At 38.4% G+C, this 25333-nt stretch carries 20 protein-coding genes and 2 pseudogenes; 15 read left to right on the top strand and 7 right to left on the bottom strand.

Going from position 1 to position 25333, the window contains the following annotated elements:
* Positions 1–2: 2 nt before the first annotated feature.
* The 5 genes and pseudogenes from NSQ71_RS06470 to NSQ71_RS06490 all read right to left on the bottom strand — a co-directional run.
* Positions 3–149: pseudogene (locus NSQ71_RS06470) on the bottom strand (transposase); the annotation flags it as partial.
* A gap of 186 nt (positions 150–335) precedes the next feature.
* Positions 336–944, bottom strand: a complete 609-nt coding sequence (locus NSQ71_RS06475; RefSeq protein ID WP_340733418.1) for an ABC transporter ATP-binding protein — start codon at positions 942–944, stop codon at positions 336–338.
* Position 945: 1 nt separating this feature from the next.
* Complete coding sequence (locus tag NSQ71_RS06480; RefSeq protein WP_340733419.1) at positions 946–2928, bottom strand: bacteriocin-associated integral membrane family protein; 1983 nt, start codon at positions 2926–2928, stop codon at positions 946–948.
* Between the two features lie 632 nt (positions 2929–3560).
* Entirely contained in the window at positions 3561–4859 is a 1299-nt protein-coding gene (locus NSQ71_RS06485; protein ID WP_340733420.1) for a globin-coupled sensor protein, read from the bottom strand.
* A gap of 328 nt (positions 4860–5187) precedes the next feature.
* Positions 5188–5424: a hypothetical protein gene (locus NSQ71_RS06490; protein ID WP_063389449.1), complete on the bottom strand. Its 237-nt coding sequence runs from the start codon at positions 5422–5424 to the stop codon at positions 5188–5190.
* A 1096-nt stretch (positions 5425–6520) separates the two neighbouring features.
* On the opposite strand from NSQ71_RS06490, the gene NSQ71_RS06495 reads away from it, so the two are divergent.
* The 8 genes from NSQ71_RS06495 to NSQ71_RS06530 all read left to right on the top strand — a co-directional run bounded on the left by NSQ71_RS06495 (position 6521) and on the right by NSQ71_RS06530 (position 16003).
* Entirely contained in the window at positions 6521–7219 is a 699-nt protein-coding gene (locus NSQ71_RS06495) for a helix-turn-helix domain-containing protein (protein WP_144598256.1), read from the top strand.
* Between the two features lie 938 nt (positions 7220–8157).
* Entirely contained in the window at positions 8158–8910 is a 753-nt protein-coding gene (locus NSQ71_RS06500) for an IclR family transcriptional regulator (protein WP_063389445.1), read from the top strand.
* A 172-nt stretch (positions 8911–9082) separates the two neighbouring features.
* The gene (locus tag NSQ71_RS06505; RefSeq protein ID WP_063389444.1) at positions 9083–9979 is read left to right on the top strand and encodes a class II glutamine amidotransferase; all 897 of its coding nucleotides are present in this window, start codon (positions 9083–9085) and stop codon (positions 9977–9979) included.
* A complete protein-coding gene (locus NSQ71_RS06510; protein ID WP_063389443.1) occupies positions 9967–10674 on the top strand; it encodes a GltB/FmdC/FwdC-like GXGXG domain-containing protein in 708 nt (235 codons plus the stop codon). The genes NSQ71_RS06505 and NSQ71_RS06510 overlap by 13 nt, the downstream gene beginning before the upstream one ends.
* A complete protein-coding gene (locus NSQ71_RS06515; RefSeq protein WP_063389442.1) occupies positions 10656–12014 on the top strand; it encodes an FMN-binding glutamate synthase family protein in 1359 nt (452 codons plus the stop codon). Before NSQ71_RS06510 ends, NSQ71_RS06515 begins: the two co-directional genes overlap by 19 nt.
* A gap of 23 nt (positions 12015–12037) precedes the next feature.
* A complete protein-coding gene (gene glnT, locus NSQ71_RS06520; RefSeq protein ID WP_199757349.1) occupies positions 12038–13396 on the top strand; it encodes a type III glutamate--ammonia ligase in 1359 nt (452 codons plus the stop codon).
* A 35-nt stretch (positions 13397–13431) separates the two neighbouring features.
* Complete coding sequence (gene solA / locus NSQ71_RS06525; RefSeq protein ID WP_340733427.1) at positions 13432–14589, top strand: N-methyl-L-tryptophan oxidase; 1158 nt, start codon at positions 13432–13434, stop codon at positions 14587–14589.
* A 31-nt stretch (positions 14590–14620) separates the two neighbouring features.
* Positions 14621–16003, top strand: coding sequence for an ammonium transporter (locus NSQ71_RS06530; RefSeq protein ID WP_066251084.1), 1383 nt, complete (start codon positions 14621–14623; stop codon positions 16001–16003).
* A 432-nt stretch (positions 16004–16435) separates the two neighbouring features.
* Here NSQ71_RS06530 and NSQ71_RS06535 read toward each other — a convergent pair whose 3' ends face one another.
* Positions 16436–17656, bottom strand: coding sequence for an acyl-CoA dehydrogenase family protein (locus NSQ71_RS06535; protein WP_082830405.1), 1221 nt, complete (start codon positions 17654–17656; stop codon positions 16436–16438).
* Positions 17657–18137: 481 nt separating this feature from the next.
* On the opposite strand from NSQ71_RS06535, the gene NSQ71_RS06540 reads away from it, so the two are divergent.
* The 7 genes from NSQ71_RS06540 to NSQ71_RS06570 all read left to right on the top strand — a co-directional run bounded on the left by NSQ71_RS06540 (position 18138) and on the right by NSQ71_RS06570 (position 23834).
* Positions 18138–18554, top strand: a complete 417-nt coding sequence (locus tag NSQ71_RS06540) for a hypothetical protein (RefSeq protein WP_066251087.1) — start codon at positions 18138–18140, stop codon at positions 18552–18554.
* An 87-nt stretch (positions 18555–18641) separates the two neighbouring features.
* Positions 18642–19616, top strand: a complete 975-nt coding sequence (locus NSQ71_RS06545) for a heme-dependent oxidative N-demethylase family protein (protein WP_339211258.1) — start codon at positions 18642–18644, stop codon at positions 19614–19616.
* 68 nt (positions 19617–19684) lie between these two features.
* Entirely contained in the window at positions 19685–20641 is a 957-nt protein-coding gene (locus NSQ71_RS06550) for a PDR/VanB family oxidoreductase (RefSeq protein ID WP_340733431.1), read from the top strand.
* A gap of 29 nt (positions 20642–20670) precedes the next feature.
* Positions 20671–21402, top strand: coding sequence for a hypothetical protein (locus NSQ71_RS06555; protein ID WP_063389437.1), 732 nt, complete (start codon positions 20671–20673; stop codon positions 21400–21402).
* A gap of 168 nt (positions 21403–21570) precedes the next feature.
* Entirely contained in the window at positions 21571–22158 is a 588-nt protein-coding gene (locus NSQ71_RS06560; protein ID WP_063389436.1) for a dimethylamine monooxygenase subunit DmmA family protein, read from the top strand.
* Positions 22159–22229: 71 nt separating this feature from the next.
* Complete coding sequence (locus tag NSQ71_RS06565) at positions 22230–23549, top strand: ammonium transporter (protein ID WP_340733433.1); 1320 nt, start codon at positions 22230–22232, stop codon at positions 23547–23549.
* A gap of 33 nt (positions 23550–23582) precedes the next feature.
* Positions 23583–23834 carry a hypothetical protein gene (locus NSQ71_RS06570; protein ID WP_327847659.1) on the top strand — a complete coding sequence of 84 codons (252 nt, stop codon included), beginning with the start codon at positions 23583–23585 and terminating at the stop codon, positions 23832–23834.
* Between the two features lie 216 nt (positions 23835–24050).
* On the opposite strand, the pseudogene NSQ71_RS06575 reads toward NSQ71_RS06570, so the two are convergent.
* Positions 24051–25178: pseudogene (locus NSQ71_RS06575) on the bottom strand (IS110 family transposase).
* Positions 25179–25333 lie beyond the last annotated feature (155 nt).

Below are 25333 nucleotides of genomic sequence, written 5' to 3' on the forward strand. Positions count from 1 at the left end.
CTTTTTACAATGTCTTCCTTTACCACATCCGTGATATGACTAATCGTTGTTGGGGAGTAGGCATTTCCTAGAATTCGTTCAATAAACTTGCTAATTTCACGCGTACTCATGCCACTTTGATACATGTTAATGATCGCTTCCTCGAGCCAGCACTGATAAATTGGTATATATCTGGAAAAGGGGGGCTTCATATACTATAAGAACCATATCTGATTCGTTTTTCGCATAATCACCTAATGGGTTTTGTTCGAATCCTTTCGCATATGTTTTCACCAATTGGCCATTGGCATAAGTGTGGATGCCGAAATATAAAGAAAATATGACAACAATTTTTTTTATAATTCAATGATAACATCTCCCATTTTTTTTAATTCCTCATCATGTGTAACCAATATAATGGTCTTTCCTAATCTATTAAGTTCTTTTACATGTTCCATCACTAGATTGGCGTTATATTTATCCAAGCTTCCTGTCGGTTCATCTGCCAATATAATACTGCATTTTTTCATAAACAGACGCGCAATGGCTACTCTTTGCTGTTCTCCACCGGACAAAGTATATATTTTTCTTTTTTCGTAACCATTCAATCCAACTTTTTCTAATGCTGCTGAAACAGTGGTATTGTTTCTATATTTCTTGTCGATCATCAGAATGTTTTCTTCAACAGTCTTATTTTCTACTAATGCAAAGTTTTGAAAAAGAAATCCGAGCTTCTCTCTATATGCCTTAAGAATATCATCGTTTTTCGAAAGATCTAAGCCGTCGATAAATACTTTCCCTGCATCTACCTTTTCAATCCCTCCTATTATATTTAAAAGCGTCGTTTTCCCGCTGCCGCTCTTTCCGCTGAATACGACAAATTCACCTTGCTTGATAGAACAAGAGAAATCCTCGAATAGAACACGATTCCCGAATTTTTTTGTTATATTTTTGATTTCCAGCATTTTATATACCCCCTTTTAATACGCGGGATATGCTTATCTGTTCAAATTTATTTATAAACAGTGAAAGAATGACAATAGTATTTATCAGCACAATTGTACTTGCGAAAAAAATATAAAGGAAAGAGAAATGATAGAACATAATTTTTCCCGCTAAGGCAATTCCCACACCTAAAATGAAGGCACCAATTAACAATCTGAATACACCTTTATACCTTTGAAAAAAAGTTTTTCCGAATACTTTATGAAGTGCTATTTCAATGGCTCTAGAATTAAAATCCATTTTTAAAATGGTAGATAAAGAAATATTAAATAAGATTAACAACATAATGCTTAAAATGATATTGATTAATAAAACTAATATTTTTTCAGCACGTTTTTCTAAATATAAATCTTTTATGTTATTTTTATAGAAAATTTCATCTTCATAGCCAATTTTTTTAATAAAAGCTTCAAAATTATTGTCATTGTTAAATTTAACTAATGAATTAAAGACATAGAAACCCATTTCATTACTAGGTAATTTACTATGGGTATCAAAAATAATGATAGGATTTTTCTTATAATTATCAGCTAAATTTTCCATATTAATATCATGTATTAATAATGTGTAAGGATTTTTAATAGTTATTGTTTCAAAAATCCCGTCATCATTTTGTAACAAGTTGGTAATTTCATTAGGTGTTGATGGATCAAATATACCTTTTTCTTTTAATTCCGCATCTGTATATCTAGAAATGAGATAATATCTGTCCTCTTTCAGTTTATTTAAATCAATTCCTAAATCTTTAATTTCCTTTTTCGCATATTTATTCAAATACACTATAGACTCATTTACATTCACCATACTTGACGAAATACCGCCATTGTTTGAAAAATCAAATGATAAATGAATTCGGTATTTATCGAGATAATCATTATAAAATTTAACTGCATATTCTCTTTCTGTTTCAAAGTTCGTAGTTTCGGTATAGTTTTTTAATAAAAAGAGGACATTATCGTAATCATAATATTCTTCCCAATGATCCCTCTGGTTAATTGTTAATATAGCATCGTAAATCGTCTTCAGATTGAAGGTTAAAGTTAAGATTAAGGTTACAGTTATGATAAACAATATAAAAAAGGCTAATATTTTATATCCTAATGTGTAATAGCTTCTTACAAATGTTTTCTTAATATCCAAATTGCGAAGCATAAGATAGAGAATATTTGTAGAAAGTACGATAACAAACAACATGAGAACTGATATTAATAGAAACTTAGATGATTCAGTTATAAAAATCGCTAGTAACATACCAATAAAAGCACTGCTAATAATAGTTACTGAATTTGTAATCATCAAGGGAACAATTATACTTTTCTTATCAGACCCATTAAAATATTTAATTAAAACTTCCTTTTTTAGGCTATTAACCTCAAACATGGTATATAAGAATATAATGAAAAACACAAAGGTCCAAGCCGAAATAATCATAAATATTGCATCATTTTGATAGCGGTTTTCTTCGGGTTTGCTCATTCCGTATTTATCAATTGTTTCAGAACGCAATTTTTCCACGCTTTTTTTAGTGCCAAAAACATAAAAGTATTCTTCTTTTTTTATCTCAGTAATATCGCTAAAGGGTTTAAATATAATTTCTCTCTTGCCGCTAATTAACGATTTAAATATAGAATGATCATTCTTTACTAATATTCTTTTTTTAAAATAATTTTTATGTTCCTCTGTAGAATAGATCGTATAGGTAGCAGAATTACTAGAATTAACGGTTGATGATACGACATATATTTTTAAATTTAGTTCTTTGCTCAGTCGGTCTAAATCTTGTATGTACTCTCGATTTAACTTCTCACTTTCCACATCTGTTGTATACTTAAAATCACTTTCAAATACTTTTCCATCTAAATAATAAATATATGCGTCCCCTATAATTGTGAAGGCTATAAAAAATAACAGGGAGAAAAACGCAAGCTTCTTTTTATTGACCATACATCATAAATCCTCCATTAAATAAAATGGTATATTTGTCAGCTTGGTCTAATTGGAGCTGTTCTAATATTCTTTCATATTGCTTAGTAGCTGCTATCATTTTGATTATAAGGGAATTAGTGTAAAAAATTCCATATTTAAACGTTGATTTTTATATATTTTTGTGGAAATATTGAAAAAATCTTAAAACCTTGTTATCAAGAGTTTGAGAGCTTTTAAACTGTGTTTTTCGCAACAGATCTACAAAAATTCGCACATCAACTATTAAATCCAACGTTGGCGAACGAAGCGCACCTTCATAAAGTATTGGTGATTCGATATGGATTGATCCGCACGCTTTAAAGTACTTCATCTGTTAAAATGTGTGAATGACCGCATCCGAATAGTTGAATGCTTCCGACCTTTTAAATCGCTTCATTAACTGCATAAGCAGACTTATTTTGCAAATAAAAAAGAACCGAGACACGTACCAACAGAACATCTCCCGGTTCTTGTATAGTATGCATTTTTTTTCAGCTTCTCATGCTTCGATGCAACAGGTGAGAACTCTTTTACAAAGGGGGAGACACAGTATAATTACAGCATCTCTTAAGTAGTCGATTGGGCAATTTTCCAACTCTCTCTTCGAAAGATTAGTTCATTTCTTTTGTAATCATCGTTAATTGATCTGCAGAGTGGGACACTTCTTCAAACGCTTTTCCTAATTCATTTACCACATTTACAAACGATATCAATTCCGTCTCGATTTTATTGTTTTGCTCCATTGTTTTAGCCATCGTGTCCAAAATTTGCTCAAAGTGTTTCTCTGTTTCTTGCATGTTTTGATGGCCGTTATTCACTTCTGTTTTTATTTTTTCAAGCGACTTTGTAAGATCCTCTACTTGTTTTTGGGTATTTTGAATGAGAGAAGATACTTTTGAAACTGAATTCTTAGTTTGTTCGGCCAATTTACGGACTTCTTCAGCTACAACAGCAAAACCGCGGCCAGATTCACCTGCTCTTGCAGCTTCTATGGCAGCATTAAGCGATAATAAGTTGGTTTTGTCAGCAATTCCAGTAACAATGCCGACGATTTCTTGCATTTTATTTGATATTTCCAATAATAAATGGACATCATTTGATATATTATCAACGGCACTATAAATGTTCGACATGTTTAATGTCTGTTGATGCATATGTTCTTTTCCTTTTTCGGCACGTTCTTGTGCGGTTAGAGATAGACTAGTTCCGTTTTTTGCAAGGGAAACGATTTCGTTTGATTGCGCGATTAATTGCTGGAAAGAAGCATTTGTCTGCTCCGAGATTGCAGCCAGATTTTGAGATGCTTTTGCAACATTTTTACGAACTGACCTTTTTTGTTCCTCTATTGCAATTGCTTCCTTTAATCTTATTGATTCAGTATCATACGCCTCTAATACCAATTGTTGTTCTAAGTTTATAATTTTAGAGACCGCTCTTATGGCAAGAAAGCAATCTTCCTTATTCATCATATTTTGTTGGATAATATCCATAAGTGCTAAAAATAGATCCTGAAATGCACACATATACCATTTCGTTTGAAGACCTATCCTTACATGCATATGTGCAATTTTAATTCTTTTGTCAGTGAAAGCTGCATCTATTCTTCCGTTAAACATTTCAACAATATGTTGTCTAAGCGTCTTTTTTAATTTTTCTATCGAACTGTTATCATTAATAATTTTTAAAAGCGATGGTTCTTTTTCCAAGTTCTTATAAAATCTATCAGCAATTAAATCAATTTTTTCTATTACGAATGGCTGTATAGCATTAATAATCTGTAAATCTTTTTCTGTTAGGTCGATCATTAAGATTTGCTTTTCAATTTCACTGCCTTTCGTGATACTTATATTGCCTTTCCCTTGATCAAAATTAAAATACGAATTTTCTTGCTTTGTTCTTTTGAAAATCACCTATATTTCACCCCGTTACAACATGTAGGCATGTGCCAATACGAATAAATCCCGAAAAATACAACAATACATAACATTTTTGGAAATATTTTACATCATCCGTTCCAAAAATGTTGGGATGATTTTGGATAACCAACCCTATTATCTAACTAGCTGTATAAGGCAATTAAATATCATTTAGCTTCTTTATGTACCTATTCACGCTGCGAGTACGGATGGCAGTGAAACGATATTGAGCGGCTAGAGCAGAAATAATAGTTTCCACAATTTTAACCATCGTACCAAATGAGTTTTTTCTTCTGCTTAATTTGTTATAAATTATTCAGTTTCAACCGACATGCTGCACTTGTTCGGCATGGGGTTGACCCTCCTCTTCGATTTCCAACTCTCTTAAAATTTTATCGCGATATTTTCGGTTTTGACGTGTTCCTGAAATAATTTCAGAAAGGCGGCTTAACGGGATTTTATGCTGCTCGCAAAACTCCTTATGGGTCATTTCAAGTTCTGCCAAACGCCGCTTGATTTTCCACCCTAACGGAGTGATGCGTTGTTTGCGAACCGCCATTTAAATCACTCCTTTCTATGATCATTCTGTTTCCCTATGCCGAATTTTGGTAGAATGAAAGGGAGTCATAACTATATTGAGGATTAGAATTCGTTATGAGATGTTGATTCAAAAATCTATTGCTGATTAACTATGTCCTGGTGCTATCTCCGAAAGATTTTCATGTATAACGAGGACGGAGAAACGCAGCAGGAGCTTTTATCATCCTTAAAGCTTCACATCGACCAGATTGTTCAGGAGATTAAGCCTGCTCATCATGTTGTAAAACCAAACTGTGGATAAATAAAAGAACCAAGTTTCTCAATTCATGCCAGTACTAGCTCTATTTAGAGACTATCTATCATTTCGGAGAATTTAATGCAGATGGTATTAAAAAACAGTGAAGCATTTCCATTTGTATATCTTCAACTGATTGATGTAGTTGGGAACAAGTTGTTTTCTCGATGCTTCAAATTGGTAATTTTTAAAGGACAGTGATTCAACAGTTTATGTATGAATTTGAAAGTATTTATACAACAGCTCAAAGAACTATTTTAGATAGCAAAACTCTGCTTGATGCTTCGAATGGGTATAGCCTTTGATTGAGCTCGTCTATTTCTTTCATTGTTAAGATCAATAATCAGAAGGCTTTCCGGGCATATAGAACATTTGATATGCTGCATTTTTCAGTCAGCACGCTGTACCTGTTTCATTCAAAGCATCTGCACCGGAACAACAGCTTGCATATTCCAATCATTGGATCGCGATGCTATTGTTGTACAATGATTCAACTGCTAGTTCAGTTTCAAGGCTGCAAAAGCGGTTGTGATGATTAATATAAAGGATAAACCGCTGCGCGCTGATTATTTAAACGGATATATAGTCCATCGGTAACCTTCATGATATGACTTATGACGGTTCTTTTGGACCAATGGACTAGGAAACTTACGCAGATTGTCGAACTTTCACATCTATTTACACTTTATTTTTGTTTGACAAGGTAATCGGTTACCACTTTTGATTACATTATATATTCCTATAAGACGAAAATCAACAAAATTTTCCTTTAGGACTAAAAATATTTCTTTTAGGAAGATTATAGAGAGGTTGACAAAAAATGAACGATTTCAAAAAGGAATTGGGCAGTCGGATAAGACGAATTCGTAAAGAAAAAGGTTTGACACTTGAGGAAATGGCAAAAGCTACTGGTATTACGAATAGCGCTCTAAGCAAAATTGAAAGAGGAGCAGTTTCAGTTTCTGCTGAGAATCTATCATTAATAAGCAGAGTTTTAGGAGTGAGTAATGATTTCTTGCTATACGGCGAGGCTTATTTGACTAGTGTTCCGATTTCTGAAACTAATGATAAATTTACGTCAAATTCTTGTTTACAAGAAATGACTGACCGTGCTTCAGCTGAAGACGATAAAATTAAAAAATCTCCATTGTTTAAAAGATTTCAGGATTTAACCATAAAATGCTTGAAAGGCGAAAACAGTTCGGTCAGCTTAGATCCTGAAGCACTAATGAATCTATTTAAAGCCTCAGCTGCTCTTTTTGCCGATCCATCTATAAAAGTTAGTGAAAACGAAATGATCGATCAACAAAATGACAAAAACGAACTTTCTCCAGAAGAGCAGGAACTAATCGAAATCCTCCGTCAATTGGATGACGGCGACAAATTTGAAATTATGACTATTGCCAGAATGAAAAGAGACATCACTAAAAGGTATGGCAAACGAAAAAAGGGGATGTCATCTACATCGATTTCCGAGGGGGCTGCCGCATCTGAAAAACGTTATGATAAGTTTGCTTAATTTTATATTCCAAAATGGTAAGTATGTTACCATTTTTAAAAATTGAGCAGGTCTCGTATTTTCCCTTAACAGGTAGACAGTCAAATGTAATGATTTTATGCTCCTAACCGTCTACATGGGAGGGTATTTTTTAAAGCAAAGAAAGGATAAACGTTTCAATTTTTATCAAAGCATTTATTTTATAATGAAGGTTTGGATTTATTTAGGCGTTTTGTAACTGAAAGACAATATTATACTAAAACCGACAATTTAAATATGTAAGTGAATTTCGAAACGGATTGACCTTATTCTAAGCGGAAATTGTTGTCAATACGAACCTTTCACGAAAGTGTAATCGAGTACACTAAAACCATTCAACTAAAGAAGAACTATTAAGGGCATCCTGGCTAGTGTACTATTCGTTTTGGCTGGTATTTTCATTACGACACGAGAGAGACATGGGGCTGTCCAGAAAATCAAATCCCATTAAAAACAAAAATCATAAACATCGATATATCAACGTTTCTAAAACATTAAAGGGGCGTCAATAAGCCGTAAAAACGACTTATTAGACACCCCCATTTTATGAGACCTTCAGGATACAAGGTCAACCAGCTGCAATTTGCGCTTTTTCAACAAGTGCATCCAAATGACGGATTATTTTGTCGTATATTGCTTGGATAATAAATTCGCAAATTGTTACATGATCCGATATACACATCCCCAGTTCGCCTCTAGAGAACACAGAAAATGGAGAAGAGAAAAATTAACTCAACTTGCTCGTTTATTAAATTCCTCCCTCAACCTCTTCCAGTAAAAAATCTCATTATATGAGAAAAAATATAAAAAGTATGTTGGCCGATCTGACAAAACAACGTTGTATCATTTTTTATTTCGTTAATATAAAAGCAAACATTCCATTCTCATTATGTAAATTTTTTTACATAGGAGGGGTTTAGATGTCAGAGGTGATTCGGAAAACGATTTTATTATTGCAAACTATTCAGCCGAACGAAAATAAAGAAGAGTGGAGTACTACGGAAATCAGTAAAAAGCTCGGTATTCCCGTTCAAACGGTGCACCGATTGCTGACTTGTTTAGAAGAGTATGGATTTGTGTATAAAAACAAACAAACGAGAAAATTCCGTCTAGGCCTTACATTGCTTCAATTAGGTCTTTCCATACGAGACAATCTATCGGTTCGTAATGCTGCAGTACCAATTATGGAAAAGCTGGCCCAAAAAACAAAGGAAAGTGTGTACTTGACCGTACCGGAAGGATGTGAAGGCGTGTTTATTGATTGTGTTGATTCGCCGCATTGGCTTAGAATTGTCGAACCGATTGGAATGCGTCTTCCTTTATGCGTAGGTGCTTCGAAAAAAGTGATTTTAGCATACTTGGAAGAGAAAACAAGAAGCCAAGTGATTAAAGATCTTGTAAAAAATGGAAGGATAAAAGACGTGGATCATCTTCACCGACATTTAATGTTAATTCGAAAGCATGGATATTGTATTTCTTTCGGGGAAACAACAGAAGGAACCGCCAGTGTGGCAGCTCCTATTTTCTCTTGGGAAAATAAAGTGATCGCCTCTTTAAGTGTTGCCGGGCCGGAAACGCGTTTTACGAAAGATGAGTTAGCCGGTTTAATATCTACCACAATCAGAGCCGCAAATGAAATTTCCGAAGAACTAGGCTGGGTACCAAACAGATGACCAAAGGATGAAAAAGTCCATCCTATGGAAGAAAAGGTAACATGGTTTTTGTAATTTTCCCAATATTCGATAAAATGAGCTTTTTTTTGGGAAAAAATTATGGAATATTGTATATAACCACAACCTCTCACAAAAAGTTCCAAAAATTTTTCAACGACTGGAGGGAAAAAAGATGTGCGGGATCAGTGGTGTCATCTTTAAAAATCCAAATCACAAAAGGAAAACAGGCGAAGTCATATTGGCAATGCTGGACAGTTTGTTTCGAAGAGGTCCTGATTCAACAGGAGTTGCCATTCTCCATCCAAAGGAAGAGAACGTCTTATATGTTGATGTGAATTATGAAACAAGGGGCAACGGGGAGAAAATCATTTCCTTCTTAAAAGATAAAGCAGATGTGCTGTATTCATCTGATCATGGCAATTACGTCAGAACAAAAATTTTCCATTCAGGAGATATCCAACATATTGTTCAAGGAATCAGTCAGCTGGACGAAGACATTTCAGTCGCAAACATCGGAGAATCGATTGAAGTGTTGAAATCTTTAGGGGGAGCTCATCTTTTAGATGCGCAATTTAAGCTTTCCGTATATGACGGGCAAGTTGCTGTAGGCCATACAAGAATGGCGACAGAAAGCAAAGTCGATATTTCCCATTCGCAGCCGCTCTGTTGCAATTCTTTCAAAGATTTAACGATTATTCACAATGGCCATGTGACAAACTACATTAAATTGAGAGCATACTACGAAAAGAAAGGCTATCAATTTATAACCGGAAACGATTCGGAAGTGATTGCCGTTTATTTAGTAGATGAAATGAAGAAAGGAGCCAGCTTAAAAGAAGCAATGACAGCATCTGTTCATGATTTAGACGGCTCTTTTAGCTATATTGCTGTTACGCCGACAGCAGTCGGTTTAGCAAAAGAACCTTTTAGTATGAAGCCGATTGTGCTTGCGGAAACTGATGATTTCATCGCTTTTGCTTCTGAAAGCTTAGCAATTACAAATGGCTTTGGGGAAAGCTTGCCAGTAAGAGAACCAGGGGCAGAGGAGGTATTGGTATGGAATCTGTGAAAGAAAGTATAGTAATTGATTGCAAGAGTGAAACGGTGACTTCAATCAACCAAATGATTCGGGATTTTGCGAAAAATAATATAAAGGAGGTCATCATCGAAAACCCTCTCGCACGCCATAACCTTGGAGTATGCATAACAGATCCGATTCATCTCATTTATAACGGAGATGTCGGCTACTATGCAGTGAGTTTATGTGATAAGGTGACAGCGACCATAAACGGGAATTGCGGCTGGGCAGTTGGTGAAAATTTAATGAGCGGAGAAATTGTCGTAAATGGAAATGCAGCGTCTTCCTGTGCAGCTTCGCTGAGAGGCGGTATCGTAGTTGTCAAAGGAGAGGCAGGCGCCAGGGCGGGAATCAGCATGAAGGGAGGGACTTTAATTATTGGCGGTAATACCGGATATATGACCGGTTTTATGATGCAAAAAGGAAAAATGATTATTTGTGGAGATGCTGGGAAAGCGCTGGGAGATTCCATGTATGATGGAGTGATCTATGTTGGCGGGAAAATTGCGGAGCTGGGGAATGGAACAAAGGTAGAGGAAGTGTCGGAAGAGGAAAAAGATGAGATAAAGAGTTTGCTTGATTTCTATCAAATAGAACCGCCGCCCTCTTTTCAAAAAATTGTTCCTAACGGCTTGCTTCATCATTTTAATAAAAAGGAGTTTCGCGTATGGAAAGAAATCTTATAAGAAAAAGCAAGGTGTGGAGTCCGGAAAAAATTGAAGAAATTCAAGAAAAAGCTCAGATTGGACGATATCGCATCCGCGGCCAAGCTACAAAAAGAATGGACTTACCTTCCTTTGACGATCTCGTCTTTACTCCGGCAGGACTGTCAAGGGTACCGCTGGAAGGGTATCGGGAGCGATGCGATACAAAAGTTGTTATAGGAGAAGGAAAGGTGAAACGTCCCCTCGTACTCGAAACACCGATCATGATTGCAGGGATGAGTTTTGGGGCGATTAATGCTCATTCTAAAAAAGCGCTTGGCATTGCAGCGACTAGATGCGGCATCAGTACATGTACGGGCGATGGGGGCATGCATCCGATAGAACGTGAATATTCGGAGAAATTGGTCTACCAATTGCTTCCGAGCCGCTACGGTTTAAATCCTTATGATTTGAAAAAAGCCGATGCGGTAGAAATTGTCGTGAGCCAAGGTGCCAAACCAGGTACGGGCGGAACGCTTCTTGGACATAAAGTTTCTGAAGAAGTGGCAAAAATGCGGGATCTTCCTGCAGGAGTCGATCAACGAAGCCCGTGCCGGCACCCCGATTGGATGGGGCCAGATGATTTAGGGGTAAAAGTAGAGCAAATTCGGGAAGCGACTGATTATGAAGTGCCGATCTTTATTAAAATTGGGGCCGGACGCGTTTATGATGATGTAAAGCTGGCGGCAAAGGTTGGGGTGGAAGCAGTCGTCATTGATGGAATGGAAGGAGGAACCGCTGCCTCACCGGAAATCCAATTGGATCATACAGGGATTCCGACCATTTCCGCTGTAGTTGAAGCAGCTCAAGCACTTTACGATATCGGTATGAAGCACGAAGTAAAGCTAATTATCGGCGGCGGAATCAGCAATGGCGCTGATGCAGCGAAAGCCATCGCACTAGGTGCGGATGTCGTTTATATGGGTTCAGCAATGTTAATTGCCCTTAATTGCCAGCGGCCAATTTATATAGAAGACTACCATGCCTTAGGGACAGAACCTGGTGCATGCCATCATTGCCATACGGGTAAATGCCCGGTCGGTATTGCGACACAAGATCCTGAGTTAATGGCGAGATTAGATCCTACAGCTGCCGCTGAAAGAGTGGAGAATTATATCAATTCGATCACGATGGAAATGCAAATTTTTGCAAGATCGTGCGGAAAAAGCAGAGTCAGTGATTTAGATCCTACCGATTTGCGCTCGTTAACATTAGTCACCTCCTATATTACAGGAGTTCCTCTAGTAGGATTAGGGGGCAAAAAACCGTATTTTGCAAGCCTTGACCATGGGAGTTCATTTAAAGATCTTTTAAAAGTGTAAAAAATAAGGGATGGTGATGATCATTGATCGGTATAGTGGAAAGCAATAACAAGGTGTTGGAGGAGACGTTAAAATATATCGAAGGTAAAAAGATCAAATTGGCGTTAGCCTCCTTTTCGGATTTGAACGGTTCTTTACGTGCGAAATTAATTCCTTCCTCCCGTTTACAGTCAGTCTGCCAATCAGGGGCTGGATTCGCCGGTTTTGCTGTAGGCGATCTCGGCCACGGACCGCATGATCCCGATATATTGTGCATCCCTGATTTGCGTTCTATGACTATATTACCGTGGAATAAAGAGATTGCTTGGTTTGCCGGAACTTTAACGGAAGATGGAACTCCTTGGCCGTTTTGTACGAGAACGATTTTGTTAAATGTGCTGACGCAAGCAAAAAGCATGGGATATACGATGAAAACGGGAGTGGAACCGGAATTTTTCCTTGTGAAACAGGGAGAAGACGGGAAAATTGCCCCGTTTGATGAACAGGATAAAGAATTGAAACCATGTTACCAACAGCAGGCGCTTATGAGAAATATCGAATTTTTAGGCACTTTGATTGAGTATATGAATGAATTGAAATGGAATGTCACACAAGCAGATCATGAAGATGCCAATGGACAATTTGAAATCAATTTTGATTTTTCAGATGCGGTGACGTCTGCTGATCGGCATACATTTTTTAAATATATGATTAGAACCATGGCAGAGGAACGAGGACTAATCGCCACGTTTATGCCGAAGCCATTTTCCAATCTGACCGGGAATGGCTGCCATATGCACTTAAGCTTATGGGATGAGCGGGAAGAACGAAATGTATTTGAAGATGCTCATGATCCAAAAGGCTTTGGATTGTCTGCAGTCGCGTATCATTTTATTGCAGGTATTCTCAATCATGCAAAAGCCTTGGCTGCTATTGTCTGTCCAACTGTCAACTCTTACAAGCGGCTAGGAGCGTTAAATTCCTCATCTGGATCTACATGGGCTCCTAATTTTATTTCTTATGGAGGGAATAACCGCACACAGCTTATTCGCATTCCTGATGCTGGAAGGATTGAGTTTCGGGCCATGGACGGTTCCTGTAATCCGTACCTGGCGACTGCTGCGATTTTAGCAGCGGGATTGGACGGCATCGAAAAGCGGATGGATCCAGGAGATCCATTTAACGGAAATTTATACATGTTCCATTCGATAGAAAATGAATTTGACAAATTGCCTTCTACATTGAATGAAGCGATTGAAGCATTAGAAAGCGATGAAGTGTTAGTCAAGGCACTAGGGGAAACATTTATGGAGACCTTTATTAAACGAAAAAAGGCTGAATGGAAAGAATATCATGACTATGTCAGCGAATGGGAAGTTGAAAAATATTTAAAAGGCTACTAAAAACAAATCGTATTGATTTATATGGAGGAATTCGTATGAATTATGACGGGATGTACGATGTGATTGTTATTGGAGCAGGTTCTGCAGGAAGTGCTGCAGCCTATTATTTAGCCCAAAATGGTCAAAGCGTGTTGATGATTGATCAATTTTCTGTTCCAAATTCCTTTGCAAGCCACGCCGGGGAAACAAGAATGCTGCGATTTGGTTATGGCCAAGGGGAAAAATATGTTGATTTAGTTAAAGAAGCATACCGGTTATGGATGGAACTGCAAGAGAAAACAGGAAAAACGTTATTTTATCAAACAGGCACTTTAGTTGTCGGCGAACGCGATTCATCTTTTGTCAATGAAACGATTCAAAGCTCTATTCATCACAACCTCCCAATTGAAATGTTCACAGCAAGCATGGTGATGAACAAATGGCAAGGCATTCAAATTCCCGAAGATTTTACTGCCTGTTTTGATCCCCAAGCAGGATTTTTGTTATGTGAAGTATGTATTCAAACTTATAAAGAAGAAGCTTTAAAACTGGGAGCCAAACTGTTGGAAAACAATCCTGTCTTAAAGCTGTCCATTCAATCGGATATGTCGGAGGTCATTACGGAGAAGGGACGTTTTCAAGCAGCCAATTTAGTGATCACAGCTGGTGCATGGATTCCGAAATTATTGCCGGAACTCGATTTTCCGATCCAAGTGATCCGAAAACCTGTTGCATGGTTTGCACCGTTGGAGGATGGACTATATGATTTTGGTCAATTTCCTGCTTTTGTCTTTGACACAAAAGAAGGTCATTATTATGGTTTTCCGAATTTTCGGAAAACAGGTGTAAAAATAGGACGTCATGACATGGGGATTGAAAGTGATCCAGATTCCGTGAACAGACTATTTGGTTCTTACTGTGAAGATGAACGTGATGTACGAAGCTTTCTTGAAAAATATATGCCGCAGGCTGCCGGCGAGCTGACCGATGGTAAAATTTGTTTATATTCACTTACTCCTGATAGCGACTTTATTATCGATTTTCATCCAAACTTCAGCAATGTGTTGTTAGCCGGTGGATTTTCCGGACATGGGTTTAAGTTTGCCAGCATCGTTGGGAGCATTTTAGCAGATTTAGTCACGCTTGGGAAAACAAAACATGATATTTCCTTTTTTCGATTAAATCGTTTTGAACAAATCGCTACCGAAAGCTAGAGTAATGAAAAAAGTAAGGAGGAGGATTCCTATGGATGGTTTCGTAAAGAAAAGAGCTTCAATATTTTTCGTTTTTCTTCTTTATCTTTTATTCCTTTTTCCGATTTCAGCCTTTGCGCAAGAGAACGAGCCGGTGGTTGATACGGGGGATACAACTTGGTTGCTCGTAGCAGCGGCTATCGTTATTTTTATGCATGTACCTGGTTTGGCTCTCTTTTATGGAGGGCTTGTAAGTGAACGGAATGTTGTATCAACGATGATGCACAGCTTTGTCAGTCTTTTAACTGTGACCATTGTTTGGGTGCTATGGGGATACAGCCTCAGCTTTGGACAGGATGTAGGGGGAATCATTGGAAAACTGGACTACCTGGCATTTAACGGAGTAGGAGGAGAGGCTGCTTTTGGTTCATTAACCATCCCTCATTATATATTTGCCATTTTTCAAGGTGCATTTGCTGCTATAACGGTTGCGATTATTTCCGGAGGAATTGCAGGGCGTATTTCTTTTCCTGCATGGGTAATGTTTTCGGTTTTATGGATCACCTTTGTTTATGCACCAATGGCTCATTGGGTATGGGGAGGCGGATGGCTTTTTGCCATGGGCGAACTTGATTTTGCTGGAGGTACGGTTGTTCATATACTTTCCGGTGTTAGCGCATTAACAGCTGCACTCGTAATTGGGCCGAGATATGAACATATGAAGAAAAATGATGCTCCTCATAATATTGTTTTATTTCTTATTGGAGCGGCCACTCTTTGGTTTGGCTGGTTCGGTTTTAACGCAGGAAGTGCACTTAGTGCAAATGGTATTACCGCTCTTGCCTTTGCCAATACACAAGTTGCCGCAGCAGCCGGGGGCTTGGGATGGCTGATCATAGAATGGATGGTTCGCAAGCGCCCGACGCTAGTAGGAACTGCCACTGGGGCAATAGGCGGTCTTGTTGGCATAACTCCAGCAGCAGGATTTGTCACAATCCCTTCAGCTTTGATTATTGGACTTGCATCCGCCCCTATCTGCTATTTTGCTATCCATTTTGTGAAAGCACGTCTAAAATATGATGATACGTTAGATGCTTTTGGAGTACATGGCATCTGCGGAATATGGGGATCCATTGCAACAGGACTTTTTGCTACTAAGTCAGTGAATCCGGCAGGGAATAACGGTTTGTTTTATGGAAATCCTGAACAGCTGTTCCATCAGGTTATAGGAGTGATTGTGGCTGTTTTGCTTGCGGCAGTAGGAACATATATTGTTTTGAAAATTGTTTCGCTGTTTACACCGTTGCGTGTGAAAAAAGAAGACGAGCTGCTTGGCCTTGATTTAAGCTTTCATCAAGAACCGGCTTATTCAGATGTTGATCAGTCGATAGAAGAGAAGGGTAAATCAAACGATATTGCTTCTCAAATGTCCTAGCATGGCAATGTATTTTTCATTGGTTGTCAAAACGGCAAAGCTATGACCAATTCAATTGTATACGCATAAAAGAATCCTCACCTGATAAACAGTGTGAGGATTCATGTTTGTTTTGATGAATTTGTAAAAACACAACAAGTAGATTTCGACAAAGAAAAACAGCCGATTATTGTTAATTTTTTATACTGTAAAGAAAAAGATTAAAAATCTGTCGTCATGTGATCGTTTTGTTCTCTTATTTCTTTAAAACTATTTTAAGCAAAAAATATACAAAAGGGTGTGGAGCTTGTTTCTGAAATATCTTTCGACTAATCGGAAGGCAGGGCTCCCTCCTCTCGTAAGGCGATTTATTCGGCTAACGATTCTCTTTTTTTGCATTTCAGAAACAAGTTATTGGCACAAACAGTTATATTTCAGATCAAGTGATACAAATTATTCAAACCAAGGAACACCAATTAACGTGCGGCCAATCCATTCGCGCAATATTTCGTTTGTGGGTCCCATGACTGCACCTGCTCGACCGTCACGTAAAAATTTTTCCACTTGCCCGGTTAGATATCCTCTTCCTCCAGAAACTTGTAATGCTTGATTTGTAACTTGTATGACTATATCTGCTGCATGAGTTTTGAGTTCCCAAAGCGGGTATAAGCATTCTGACAATTCTTTTCCACTATTTAAACATTGATCCATCCCTTCAGCTGTACGATAAAGCATGCTTCTTGCACTATCGATTAAAATTTGCGCTTTTGCCAATTCGTGGCGAATGACTTGGTAGCCGGCAACTGATTTTCCTGTATCTTTATGGACTTTTTTCTTTGCCTGGTCAATTGCTGCATTCAAGGCTCCTTGAGCAATACCAACCCAGCAAGCACTTGTGCCTAATAAAAAGAGCGGATCAATGACGTTTTCATTATAAACATTCATTCCGCCTTCAGTCCCAAGACGATTTTCAATAGGGACAAAGACATCTTTAAACTTCATCGGTCCGCTTGAATTTCCGCGAAGCCCCATAGCTGAAAAAGGAAAATATTCGATTCCCTTCTGATTATGATCTACAATTAAAAACATTAATGGATCGTCTTCTATGCTATTTGGATAATTGGTGCAAACAATATACCAATCCGCCTCGCCCGCACTGGTGACAAATGATTTTTCCGCATTTAACAAATATCCGTTTCCTTTGCGGGGAGCCGAACTAACAACATTCCAGAAGTGGCTTCCAGTCGCTGGTTCACTAAAGGCTAATGCGCCAATCTTTCCCTTTAGCACCCCAGGAATATAACGCTGCCGCTGCTCTCTAGTTCCAGCTGTATAAAGCGTTTGGACGGCAGCAGTGTGCATAACCCAACACATAGTAGTGGAAGCGCAATATTGAGAAAAACTTTCGGCTAACAAAGCAAATCCAGTTAGTCCAGCGCCAAGGCCTCCGTCGTCAACAGGGATTGTAACTGCTCCAAATCCAGCATCCGCAATTGCTTGTAAGCTTTCCCGAGGATAACGGCACTCCTTGTCTGAAATAGAAGCACGGGGCAGCAGCTCCTTTTTGCCTAATTCATGTGCTTTTTCAATTAGTTTTTCGAATCCTTCTGGGTAAGACCACCATTTTGGAATTTGCATAATTTCTTCCTGCAGTTCTGTCTGATTGACTACCATTGACATCACTCCTTTTTAAAGGTTACTGTTAAGAATGTTAACAAAAATTACAATATTATGAATATTGTACTTTTATTTTTACATAGACGATTCTTTCAAAGAAACAGAGATTTCCTAAATAGTGGGAATAAATCAAAAACCTTGTCATTACATTTTACAATGATTCGGTACTCTCCCTGTCTCCTTTCCGTGTAAAACATCGTTGCTGATCTCATTATTGGCGCTAATAATGTTAAGTTCTCAAAGAAATAAAATTTCATTGCCTGCTCATGTTGAATGATCCGAAAGGAAAAGCTCTAATTGTCAGAACATTTTACAGATTTTTGCGAATATTCCCGCCATTTGAGAAAAAACGGTTGTGAGAACGTTACGGTTGTTACTATAATAGGATCATCAGAGTTATAAAATAATACATTTTTTGTTACAAAACATAACATAACATAACTCTGATTATAAAAATTGAAAAAGGAGAGTGGAAAGAATGAGTGAATCAGCGGTAACAGCTATGGATCATCAATTTTTAAGTCAAAAGCCAGGAATTCAGCTAATAAAAGCTGGAACGTATGAAAAAATTGAGTTGAACAATGTTTTGAGTATACCGGCTTTGAAAAGTCAAATTATTGACGTTCCGATTAGCCCATTAGAGAAGCCTTTAACAATTGGATATTTCTCTATGCAAAAGTCGGAAGAGTTTGAATTTTTGTATACTTACTTAGAAGTAAAGGTAATTATAAAGGGGCAGATCATCGTCAGAGATGAACAAGGAAACAAATATGTAGGGGAAGCGGGAGATGTTTTTATCTTTACCCCTGAAACGAAAGTGATCTTTGATGCTGAAAGCGATGGAGATGCGATTTATACGGCACATCGATTGCCGGAGCCAACATTTTTAAATTAAACAAATGAAAGAATTTCCCCTTGTCGTAACGCGGCTTCATGGGGAGGTTCTTTCATCCAGTTTTGATCGTGAGGAGGAGAGAGGGCAGTGAGTGTAAAAACGACTAACCAACATATGATCAAAGAAATTCCGCTTATTAAAAGGTTCCCATTTCCATTTCAAAAGGACTCTTACAGGTATTCTAATAATTTGAGGCCTCTAGAATCCGGGAAACTTGCAGATATTACTCCCGAATATTTTGAAGAAATAGATAAAAAGCGTCAAATACTATTAAACCACCATGAACGTGCTTTTCAATCTTTAGAACATTCAATCGATGGACAGTGGGAAGTGCTGGAATTTTTAATAGATGAACTTGCCATTATTTACCCTGAGTATTTCTCGGTTATAAAAAATGGTCATGAATGGACGTTTGAAAATAAGCTTTTGGATGAGAAACATACATTTACTTTTGGCGATCTATCGACATTGCCCTACGAGCCTTTAGATTTTATCGGCAGACACGTTCAAGAGGATCTCATTTTTATGGGGCAAAGAGACGGTGATTTATATATGGATGCAGGACAATTGTGTTTTCCTGCCAATTGGTCGATTGCCTTTGATATTGGCATGACTTACACCGAGTTCCATTCTCCTGTACCGGTTTTTTTCGACAGCGGTTTAGCGAAAAAAGTCCTCAATTTTCTTTTGAGAATCGAGGCAGGGAAACCGTGGACACGGTTAAACTGGACTTTAACAGTGGAGCCAATCCTTGACACGTTCCCTGAGAATTTTGATGAATGGGGTCCAAAAAAGGAAAAGGTAACTTCAGAAAATGCCGGTCAGCTTGTCCACTTAAGAGTGGAGGATCAAAGGCTATTTCGTATGCCGCGAAGCAATGGGATTTTATTTAGTATTCATACTCATTTAATATCACTTGATGAGCTGAAAAAAAATGAAGATTGGTTGAAACGTTTTTTTCGAGTTTTAAAGGATTTACCTGACTATATGGCTGAATATAAAGGATTTAGTTTATACAAAGGAGAAATCATTCGCTATTTAGAAAAAAGCTTGACAGATTGAAATTGGGAAAATTGGAAGAAAATAGCGTGTGAAGAAGCTGTTTTTAAAAAACATGAAAGGAGGATTACATGATGGCGCGAACACTTGAAGTGATTGTAGAACAAATTACGCATGAAACAGCTGCGATTAAAAGTTTTAAGCTAGTGTCAGCAGACCGTTCGCCATTGCCTCGTTTTAGTGGGGGTTCTCATATTACGACTTATTTGCAAACTGAAACAGGCTTAATCGAACGCCACTATTCTCTTACAAGTGATCCGGACAATACAGGCTACTATCGAATCGCCGTTCGCCGCAATGAGGATTCAAATGGAGGATCAATTTATTGGCACGATCATGTGAAAGAAGGGGATAAGATCTCCATTAGTTATCCGAAAAATTATTTTCCGCTAAGCTTTCAAGCAAAACGCCATTTATTTTTTGCAGCTGGGATTGGCATTACACCTTTTCTTTCGATGGCGAAGGAATTAAAAAAGAAGAAGGCTCCATTTGAAATACATTATGCCGCTCCTTCAAAGGAATTATGTGCCTTTTATCGCCATCTCTCCACTTTTTTTTCAGAGGAAACTCATTTTTATTTTTCAAAGGAAAACAAGAAAATGTCAACAAAGTTAATGGAAAATCAACCGATAGGAACCCATGTTTATTTCTGCGGTCCAGAGGCCATGATCAAAGAATTTGCCGATGCTGCTAAAGTCATTGGTTATTCTGAAAAAAGCATCCACTTTGAACTCTTTACACCGCCAAAATCAGGACCGATGCAGCCATTCCGGGTAAAACTCAATAAAAGCAACAAAGTGATTGAGGTGCCTGAAGGGAAAAGCTTGCTGGACACTTTATTACAGCTTCATATTGATGTGCCATATTCATGTAAAATCGGGGGATGCGGCAGCTGTCAGCTGCATGTTTTAAAAGGAGAAATTGACCATCGAGACTTTTTTCTTACCGAAATGGAGAAAAAAGAAAGCAATGTCATTTTAACATGTGTTTCAAGGGCAAAATCCGGCAGTCTTGTTTTAGATCTTTAAGAGCATACAAGAAAGGAGCAAATGGAATTGTGCACACAACAAAGGTTATCGGAATCGATGATTTTGAATTCAAGATAAACGACGTGAAATGTTCTTTTGAGGAGTTGCTGCCGGGATTTCATCAATATGATCGACTAGGAATAGTCGTACGGGAACCGGCAGGAAGTGCTGGTGCTAGCGCCTTGCTTATGGCAGCTGTCACCAGATTTTATGATTTTTATCGTCAGGATTTAACAGATGAGGAGGGCGGACTTCGAATTTATCCTGATTATTTCATTTTCCATGTCGGAAAACAGCACTTAGATCATTATTGGATGGATATATGGCCGCCCCATAAAGAGGTTATCGTGGAGGATGACCCTGAACAAATTTTAGAAGCGATTAACGATCGGGGCATCACCCGGCTGATTGTGGAAGATATCAAACCCGTTCATGCGACTTTTTTACAAGAAACCATCAGCAGTGCGCAGCAACGAATCGTCAGTGCGATAGCATATTCACCGTCAGGACGGGTTCATTTCGGCGATGTGAGTATTGCAAGCTGTCCAGCAGCAGAACGCTTCGTTTTTGACTCGTTTAATAGATCTAAGAAACTTTTTCAACAAACGGCTGCCCAATTAAAACAAAAACGGGAGAATCTATTTGTCAATGGGCGTGTTATTGAAACTTATCGCCGGATTCCTTTAACAGATGCTCTTTATATGCTTACACGCTCGAACGGTCCGGGCTTCACAACTAGCCGTTATCTTTCTATGTTGTAATTTGATAGAAATCAAGTTACGGCAATGCTTTGTTTGCTTAATATTGATTCGAACTAGCTGCAGCTTATCGTTGGAGAATATCCTGATATTCGAAAAATTCGAATTGAGAAAATTACAAATTGCTTATTCGATTCGACCATGTTGAAAAACAAACAAGGAGGTTGAAAAATGACTAAAACAGCAGATGGGAAAACAAGCGCTTCTGAAGCAGATGAATTTTTTGCGCAAAATCAGCAAGCTGGCAATCTATTTCAATTCATCACTGGGAAACAATTTTTGTTTATCATTGATGAACCGATGATTTTGCCAACGTTGATGTTTATTAAAAAAATTCCAGAACAGACGAAGAAACAAATCTATATATTGAAGAAAAATGATAGCAGCCTTCATTCGTATAAGGGGACAGAATTTTTTCCGAATGAAGCGACTGTCCTTTCATCAACATCCAGTGAGGAAATTTACAAAATATTTGAAAGTCAATTTATCGGTACAAAGCTATTTCTTTCAGTTCAATGGTCAATGTTAAAAGAGCTGAAAAAACTGGCATTGCGGGCTGGTTTTAATGAAGATGAGATCCAGGCACAAGGATGGGGGGAGAAAGAGGAAAGGGTATTTTGTGTAAAGTGTTATCATCTGAACAAGCTGACAGCACAAAAACAAGTAACGTGTGAAAAGTGTCATGCATCGTTAGAGGTTTCAAGACACTATTCTAGGCTCCATGATGCATATTTAGGTTATTTAAAAATAATTTCATGAAACAGAAGAAGGAGGGCCTGAAAAATGGTAGGTTAAAGGCTTTGAAATCTTTAGAATAAGGGGATGATCATGTGGAGGGATTTGAACAGTTTGCCGCAATCCAAATAGAAGTATTCTATTGGTGGTGCATTGCAATCATGCTGCAGATCCATGCGGGGTTTTTGACTCTTGAAGTCGGCATCTCCCGTGTAAAAAACGTATTGGCAACGGCTTTGAAAAATATTATGACGTTAGCAGTCGTGTTACCTGCTTTCTATTTTGTTGGCTGGTGGATATACAATGCGTTTCCAGACGGTTTGATTCCGAGAATGAGTGAAGCGGCATTAGCTGCATTGCCTTGGAGTGAAAATATGGGTCCGAATATAACGGATCATGCGAGTGGAGTTTTCTGGGGTGCTTTTGCGCTGTTTGCAGCTACGACAGCTTCCATCTTATCCGGCGTGCTGATCGAACGGGTTCGATTAAGTGGATTTCTTATTCTTGCCGCTATTCTTGGATCAGTTATTTGGAATTTAGCTGCTTCTTGGGGCTGGCACGGAGAAGGATGGTTTTTAACGCAATTTGGTTATCATGATGTTGCCGCTGCAGGCGTTATTCATGCAATAGCTGGGTTTTTTGCATTAGGAGTCGTGGTCAATTTAGGACCTAGAATCGGCAAATATACAGGGGATGGGAAAATTGTTAATATTCTGCCGCATAATCTTCCGTCCACTTTATTAGGACTGATGCTCATTTATGTTGGTTTTTTCGGCTTCCTCGGAGGCTGTATAATCGCTGTTACAAATGGGGAATGGATGACGATTTACGGTACTCCCACCAATTTATCGGCTTTTGTATTCAATGCTTTAATGGGATTAGCGGGAGGTTTAATAGGGGCATATTTAGGTTCAAAAGGGGAACCGTTTTGGGTCGCTTCAGGCGGGCTGGCCGGGGTTATTTCAGTAGGTTCGGGTTTAGATTTATATCATCCAGCGCTTGCATTTGTTATAGCTGTCATTGGAGGATTGATGTGTCCATTCATTGGAAATTTTCTCGAAAGGAAGGGGATTGATGATCCTGTAGGTGCTATTACCGTCCACGGATTTATCGGGATCTGGTCAGTCCTTGCAGTCGGGATATTTGCCTCCGGCTATCCCAATATAAACGGCCCGGAAATCACTTTTATTGGACAACTCGTATGTGCAGCGGTTGTGATCCTTCTAGGATTTCTCCCAGGCTACTGGACATCACTGCTTTTGAAAAAGCTTAATATGTTGAGAATACCAAAGCAAGCAGAGATGCTTGGTATTGATTTAACTGAAATACCTGCAACAGCTTTTCCGGAAGGAATTCCATCTACTCAAGAAAATGGAAGATTAAAAATGATCATGTCAAAGAGCAAAACTAGTTAATAAAAGGATAAAAATGTAAAGGAGGAATAGTAAATGAATACAAGTCCAATAACAAATTGGGAGCATGTCGGTGCTTATTTTACCTTTGGCCCGCATTCTATAGGAGTTGTGTTATCGATTATAGCTGCGATCGGCATCTGTGTTGCGTTGATTTACGCAATGTTTCGACATGAGAATCAAGCTTTTTCGGAAGTAAATCTATTAGCTTCGAAAGCAGTTGATGAAAAATTGGATTTTCCGAAAGAGGGTACGTACGCAGATCCATTAATGGAAAATGTAAACTAGTATAAGAGCAGGTTGCTGTCCTGATTTATCAAAATAGGAGTTTTCATACTCAAACTCTTTTTTCTGTGAAAATCAATTAACCATGGCTGAAGCGGTATACCCCACAATCAAATTGGATACCCTATTAACGACCAAAAAAAGGAAATAGGAAAGCAGAGCTACCTTATTTTTAGGTATCTCGTATATTTCTGAACCTTTTTGGTTATACTAATTTATTTACTGCTCTCGAAACGGTTCTTTTCGAGAAATGATGCAGTAAATGATGGTAAGCATTCGGTGCGCGATCGCAACGAGTGCTTTTTTCTTTCCCCTGCGTGCCGCCAATGACCAATATTTCGCTGCCAAACGTTGATTCCTACATCGAGACAAAGCCCAAGCCGCCTCACATAACGCCGATTTGATATGCGGATTCCCCTTCGTCGTTCGGGTACTTTTTCGTTTTCCAGCACTTTCATGATTTCCCGGCGCGACTCCCGCCCATGAAGCGAGGTGTTGAGACGTTGGAAATTGTCCCATATCGACTCCGATTTCAGCGATAATCACGGCAGCGGTTTCCTTCTTGATCCCCGGTATGGTCACAAGAAGCTCCATCTCTTGTTTGTATACTTGTAAGAGTTGGTCGATTCGTTCTTCGATGTCTCGAAGTAAACTTTCCAACGATTCGATGTGCTTCCACGATTGGCGAATCATGAACAGTTGATGGTTGGTCAATGTACCAAAGAGAGAATCCTGAATTTGTTGTTTTTTCCTCTTCATACTCCTGTGAATGCAAGCATCGACTTCGGTTTCTTCGATGTATCCCTGTTTCATTAAACGTTCCAGTAGCTTTCGCCCAGATACACCAAATACATCCGAAATCACGGAACTTAACTTGATATTGGAACATTCCAACACTTTTTGAATGCGGTTTTTCTCCGCGGTTAACTGCCCGATCCATTTTTTGCGCAAGCGAGTTAAATCCCGTCATTCTCGAATGTTCTCAGGAGGTACGAAACTCTTCTCGATCAATCCGTAACGCAACAATTTGGCGATCCATTCTGCATCGGAAACATCGGTTTTTCTCCCCGGTACATTTTTGATTCGCTGAGCGTTGGCAAGTGTAATGTCAAAGTAATCTTCCAAAATATTGAACACAGGTTTCCAGTAAACGCCCGTACTCTCCATCGCAATATGAGTGACACCACGATCTTCTAACCATTTCAGAAGACGAAACAAGTCTTTCGTGAAAGTAGGAAATGTTTCAACTTCCTTTTGAACGTGTTCTTCCTCTCCAAGAAGAGCACAAACGACAATTGTTTCGGCATGGACATCTAATCCTGCACAACGATGATAAAGAACATCCATGATTCTTACTCCTTCCATCGATAAATTCGCAAACAGGGAGTCCATTTGCACGTTAGGCATTTTTCTGTTCGTAGTCACCTTTTCACACGAAAAGGGCTGACAATGGGTGGAACACCAAATGGACTCAAACAGTTTTTATTACAGGGTCGAACCAC

The organism is Aeribacillus sp. FSL M8-0235 (genome assembly GCF_038000355.1).
Lineage (GTDB): Bacteria > Bacillota > Bacilli > Bacillales > Aeribacillaceae > Aeribacillus > Aeribacillus composti.

Bases quoted from the DNA above. Each gene is read 5' to 3' on its own strand.
- NSQ71_RS06495 (WP_144598256.1), top strand. From the start codon at position 6,521: ATGAACGATTTCAAAAAGGAATTGGGCAGTCGGATAAGACGAATTCGT.
- NSQ71_RS06475 (WP_340733418.1), bottom strand. From the start codon at position 944: ATGCTGGAAATCAAAAATATAACAAAAAAATTCGGGAATCGTGTTCTA.
- NSQ71_RS06540 (WP_066251087.1), top strand. From the start codon at position 18,138: ATGAGTGAATCAGCGGTAACAGCTATGGATCATCAATTTTTAAGTCAA.
- NSQ71_RS06490 (WP_063389449.1), bottom strand. From the start codon at position 5,424: ATGGCGGTTCGCAAACAACGCATCACTCCGTTAGGGTGGAAAATCAAG.
- NSQ71_RS06505 (WP_063389444.1), top strand. From the start codon at position 9,083: ATGTGCGGGATCAGTGGTGTCATCTTTAAAAATCCAAATCACAAAAGG.
- NSQ71_RS06535 (WP_082830405.1), bottom strand. From the start codon at position 17,656: ATGGTAGTCAATCAGACAGAACTGCAGGAAGAAATTATGCAAATTCCA.
- NSQ71_RS06570 (WP_327847659.1), top strand. From the start codon at position 23,583: ATGAATACAAGTCCAATAACAAATTGGGAGCATGTCGGTGCTTATTTT.
- NSQ71_RS06530 (WP_066251084.1), top strand. From the start codon at position 14,621: ATGGATGGTTTCGTAAAGAAAAGAGCTTCAATATTTTTCGTTTTTCTT.
- NSQ71_RS06560 (WP_063389436.1), top strand. From the start codon at position 21,571: ATGACTAAAACAGCAGATGGGAAAACAAGCGCTTCTGAAGCAGATGAA.
- NSQ71_RS06480 (WP_340733419.1), bottom strand. From the start codon at position 2,928: ATGGTCAATAAAAAGAAGCTTGCGTTTTTCTCCCTGTTATTTTTTATA.
- solA (WP_340733427.1), top strand. From the start codon at position 13,432: ATGAATTATGACGGGATGTACGATGTGATTGTTATTGGAGCAGGTTCT.
- NSQ71_RS06550 (WP_340733431.1), top strand. From the start codon at position 19,685: ATGATGGCGCGAACACTTGAAGTGATTGTAGAACAAATTACGCATGAA.
- NSQ71_RS06515 (WP_063389442.1), top strand. From the start codon at position 10,656: ATGGAAAGAAATCTTATAAGAAAAAGCAAGGTGTGGAGTCCGGAAAAA.
- NSQ71_RS06510 (WP_063389443.1), top strand. From the start codon at position 9,967: ATGGAATCTGTGAAAGAAAGTATAGTAATTGATTGCAAGAGTGAAACG.
- NSQ71_RS06500 (WP_063389445.1), top strand. From the start codon at position 8,158: ATGTCAGAGGTGATTCGGAAAACGATTTTATTATTGCAAACTATTCAG.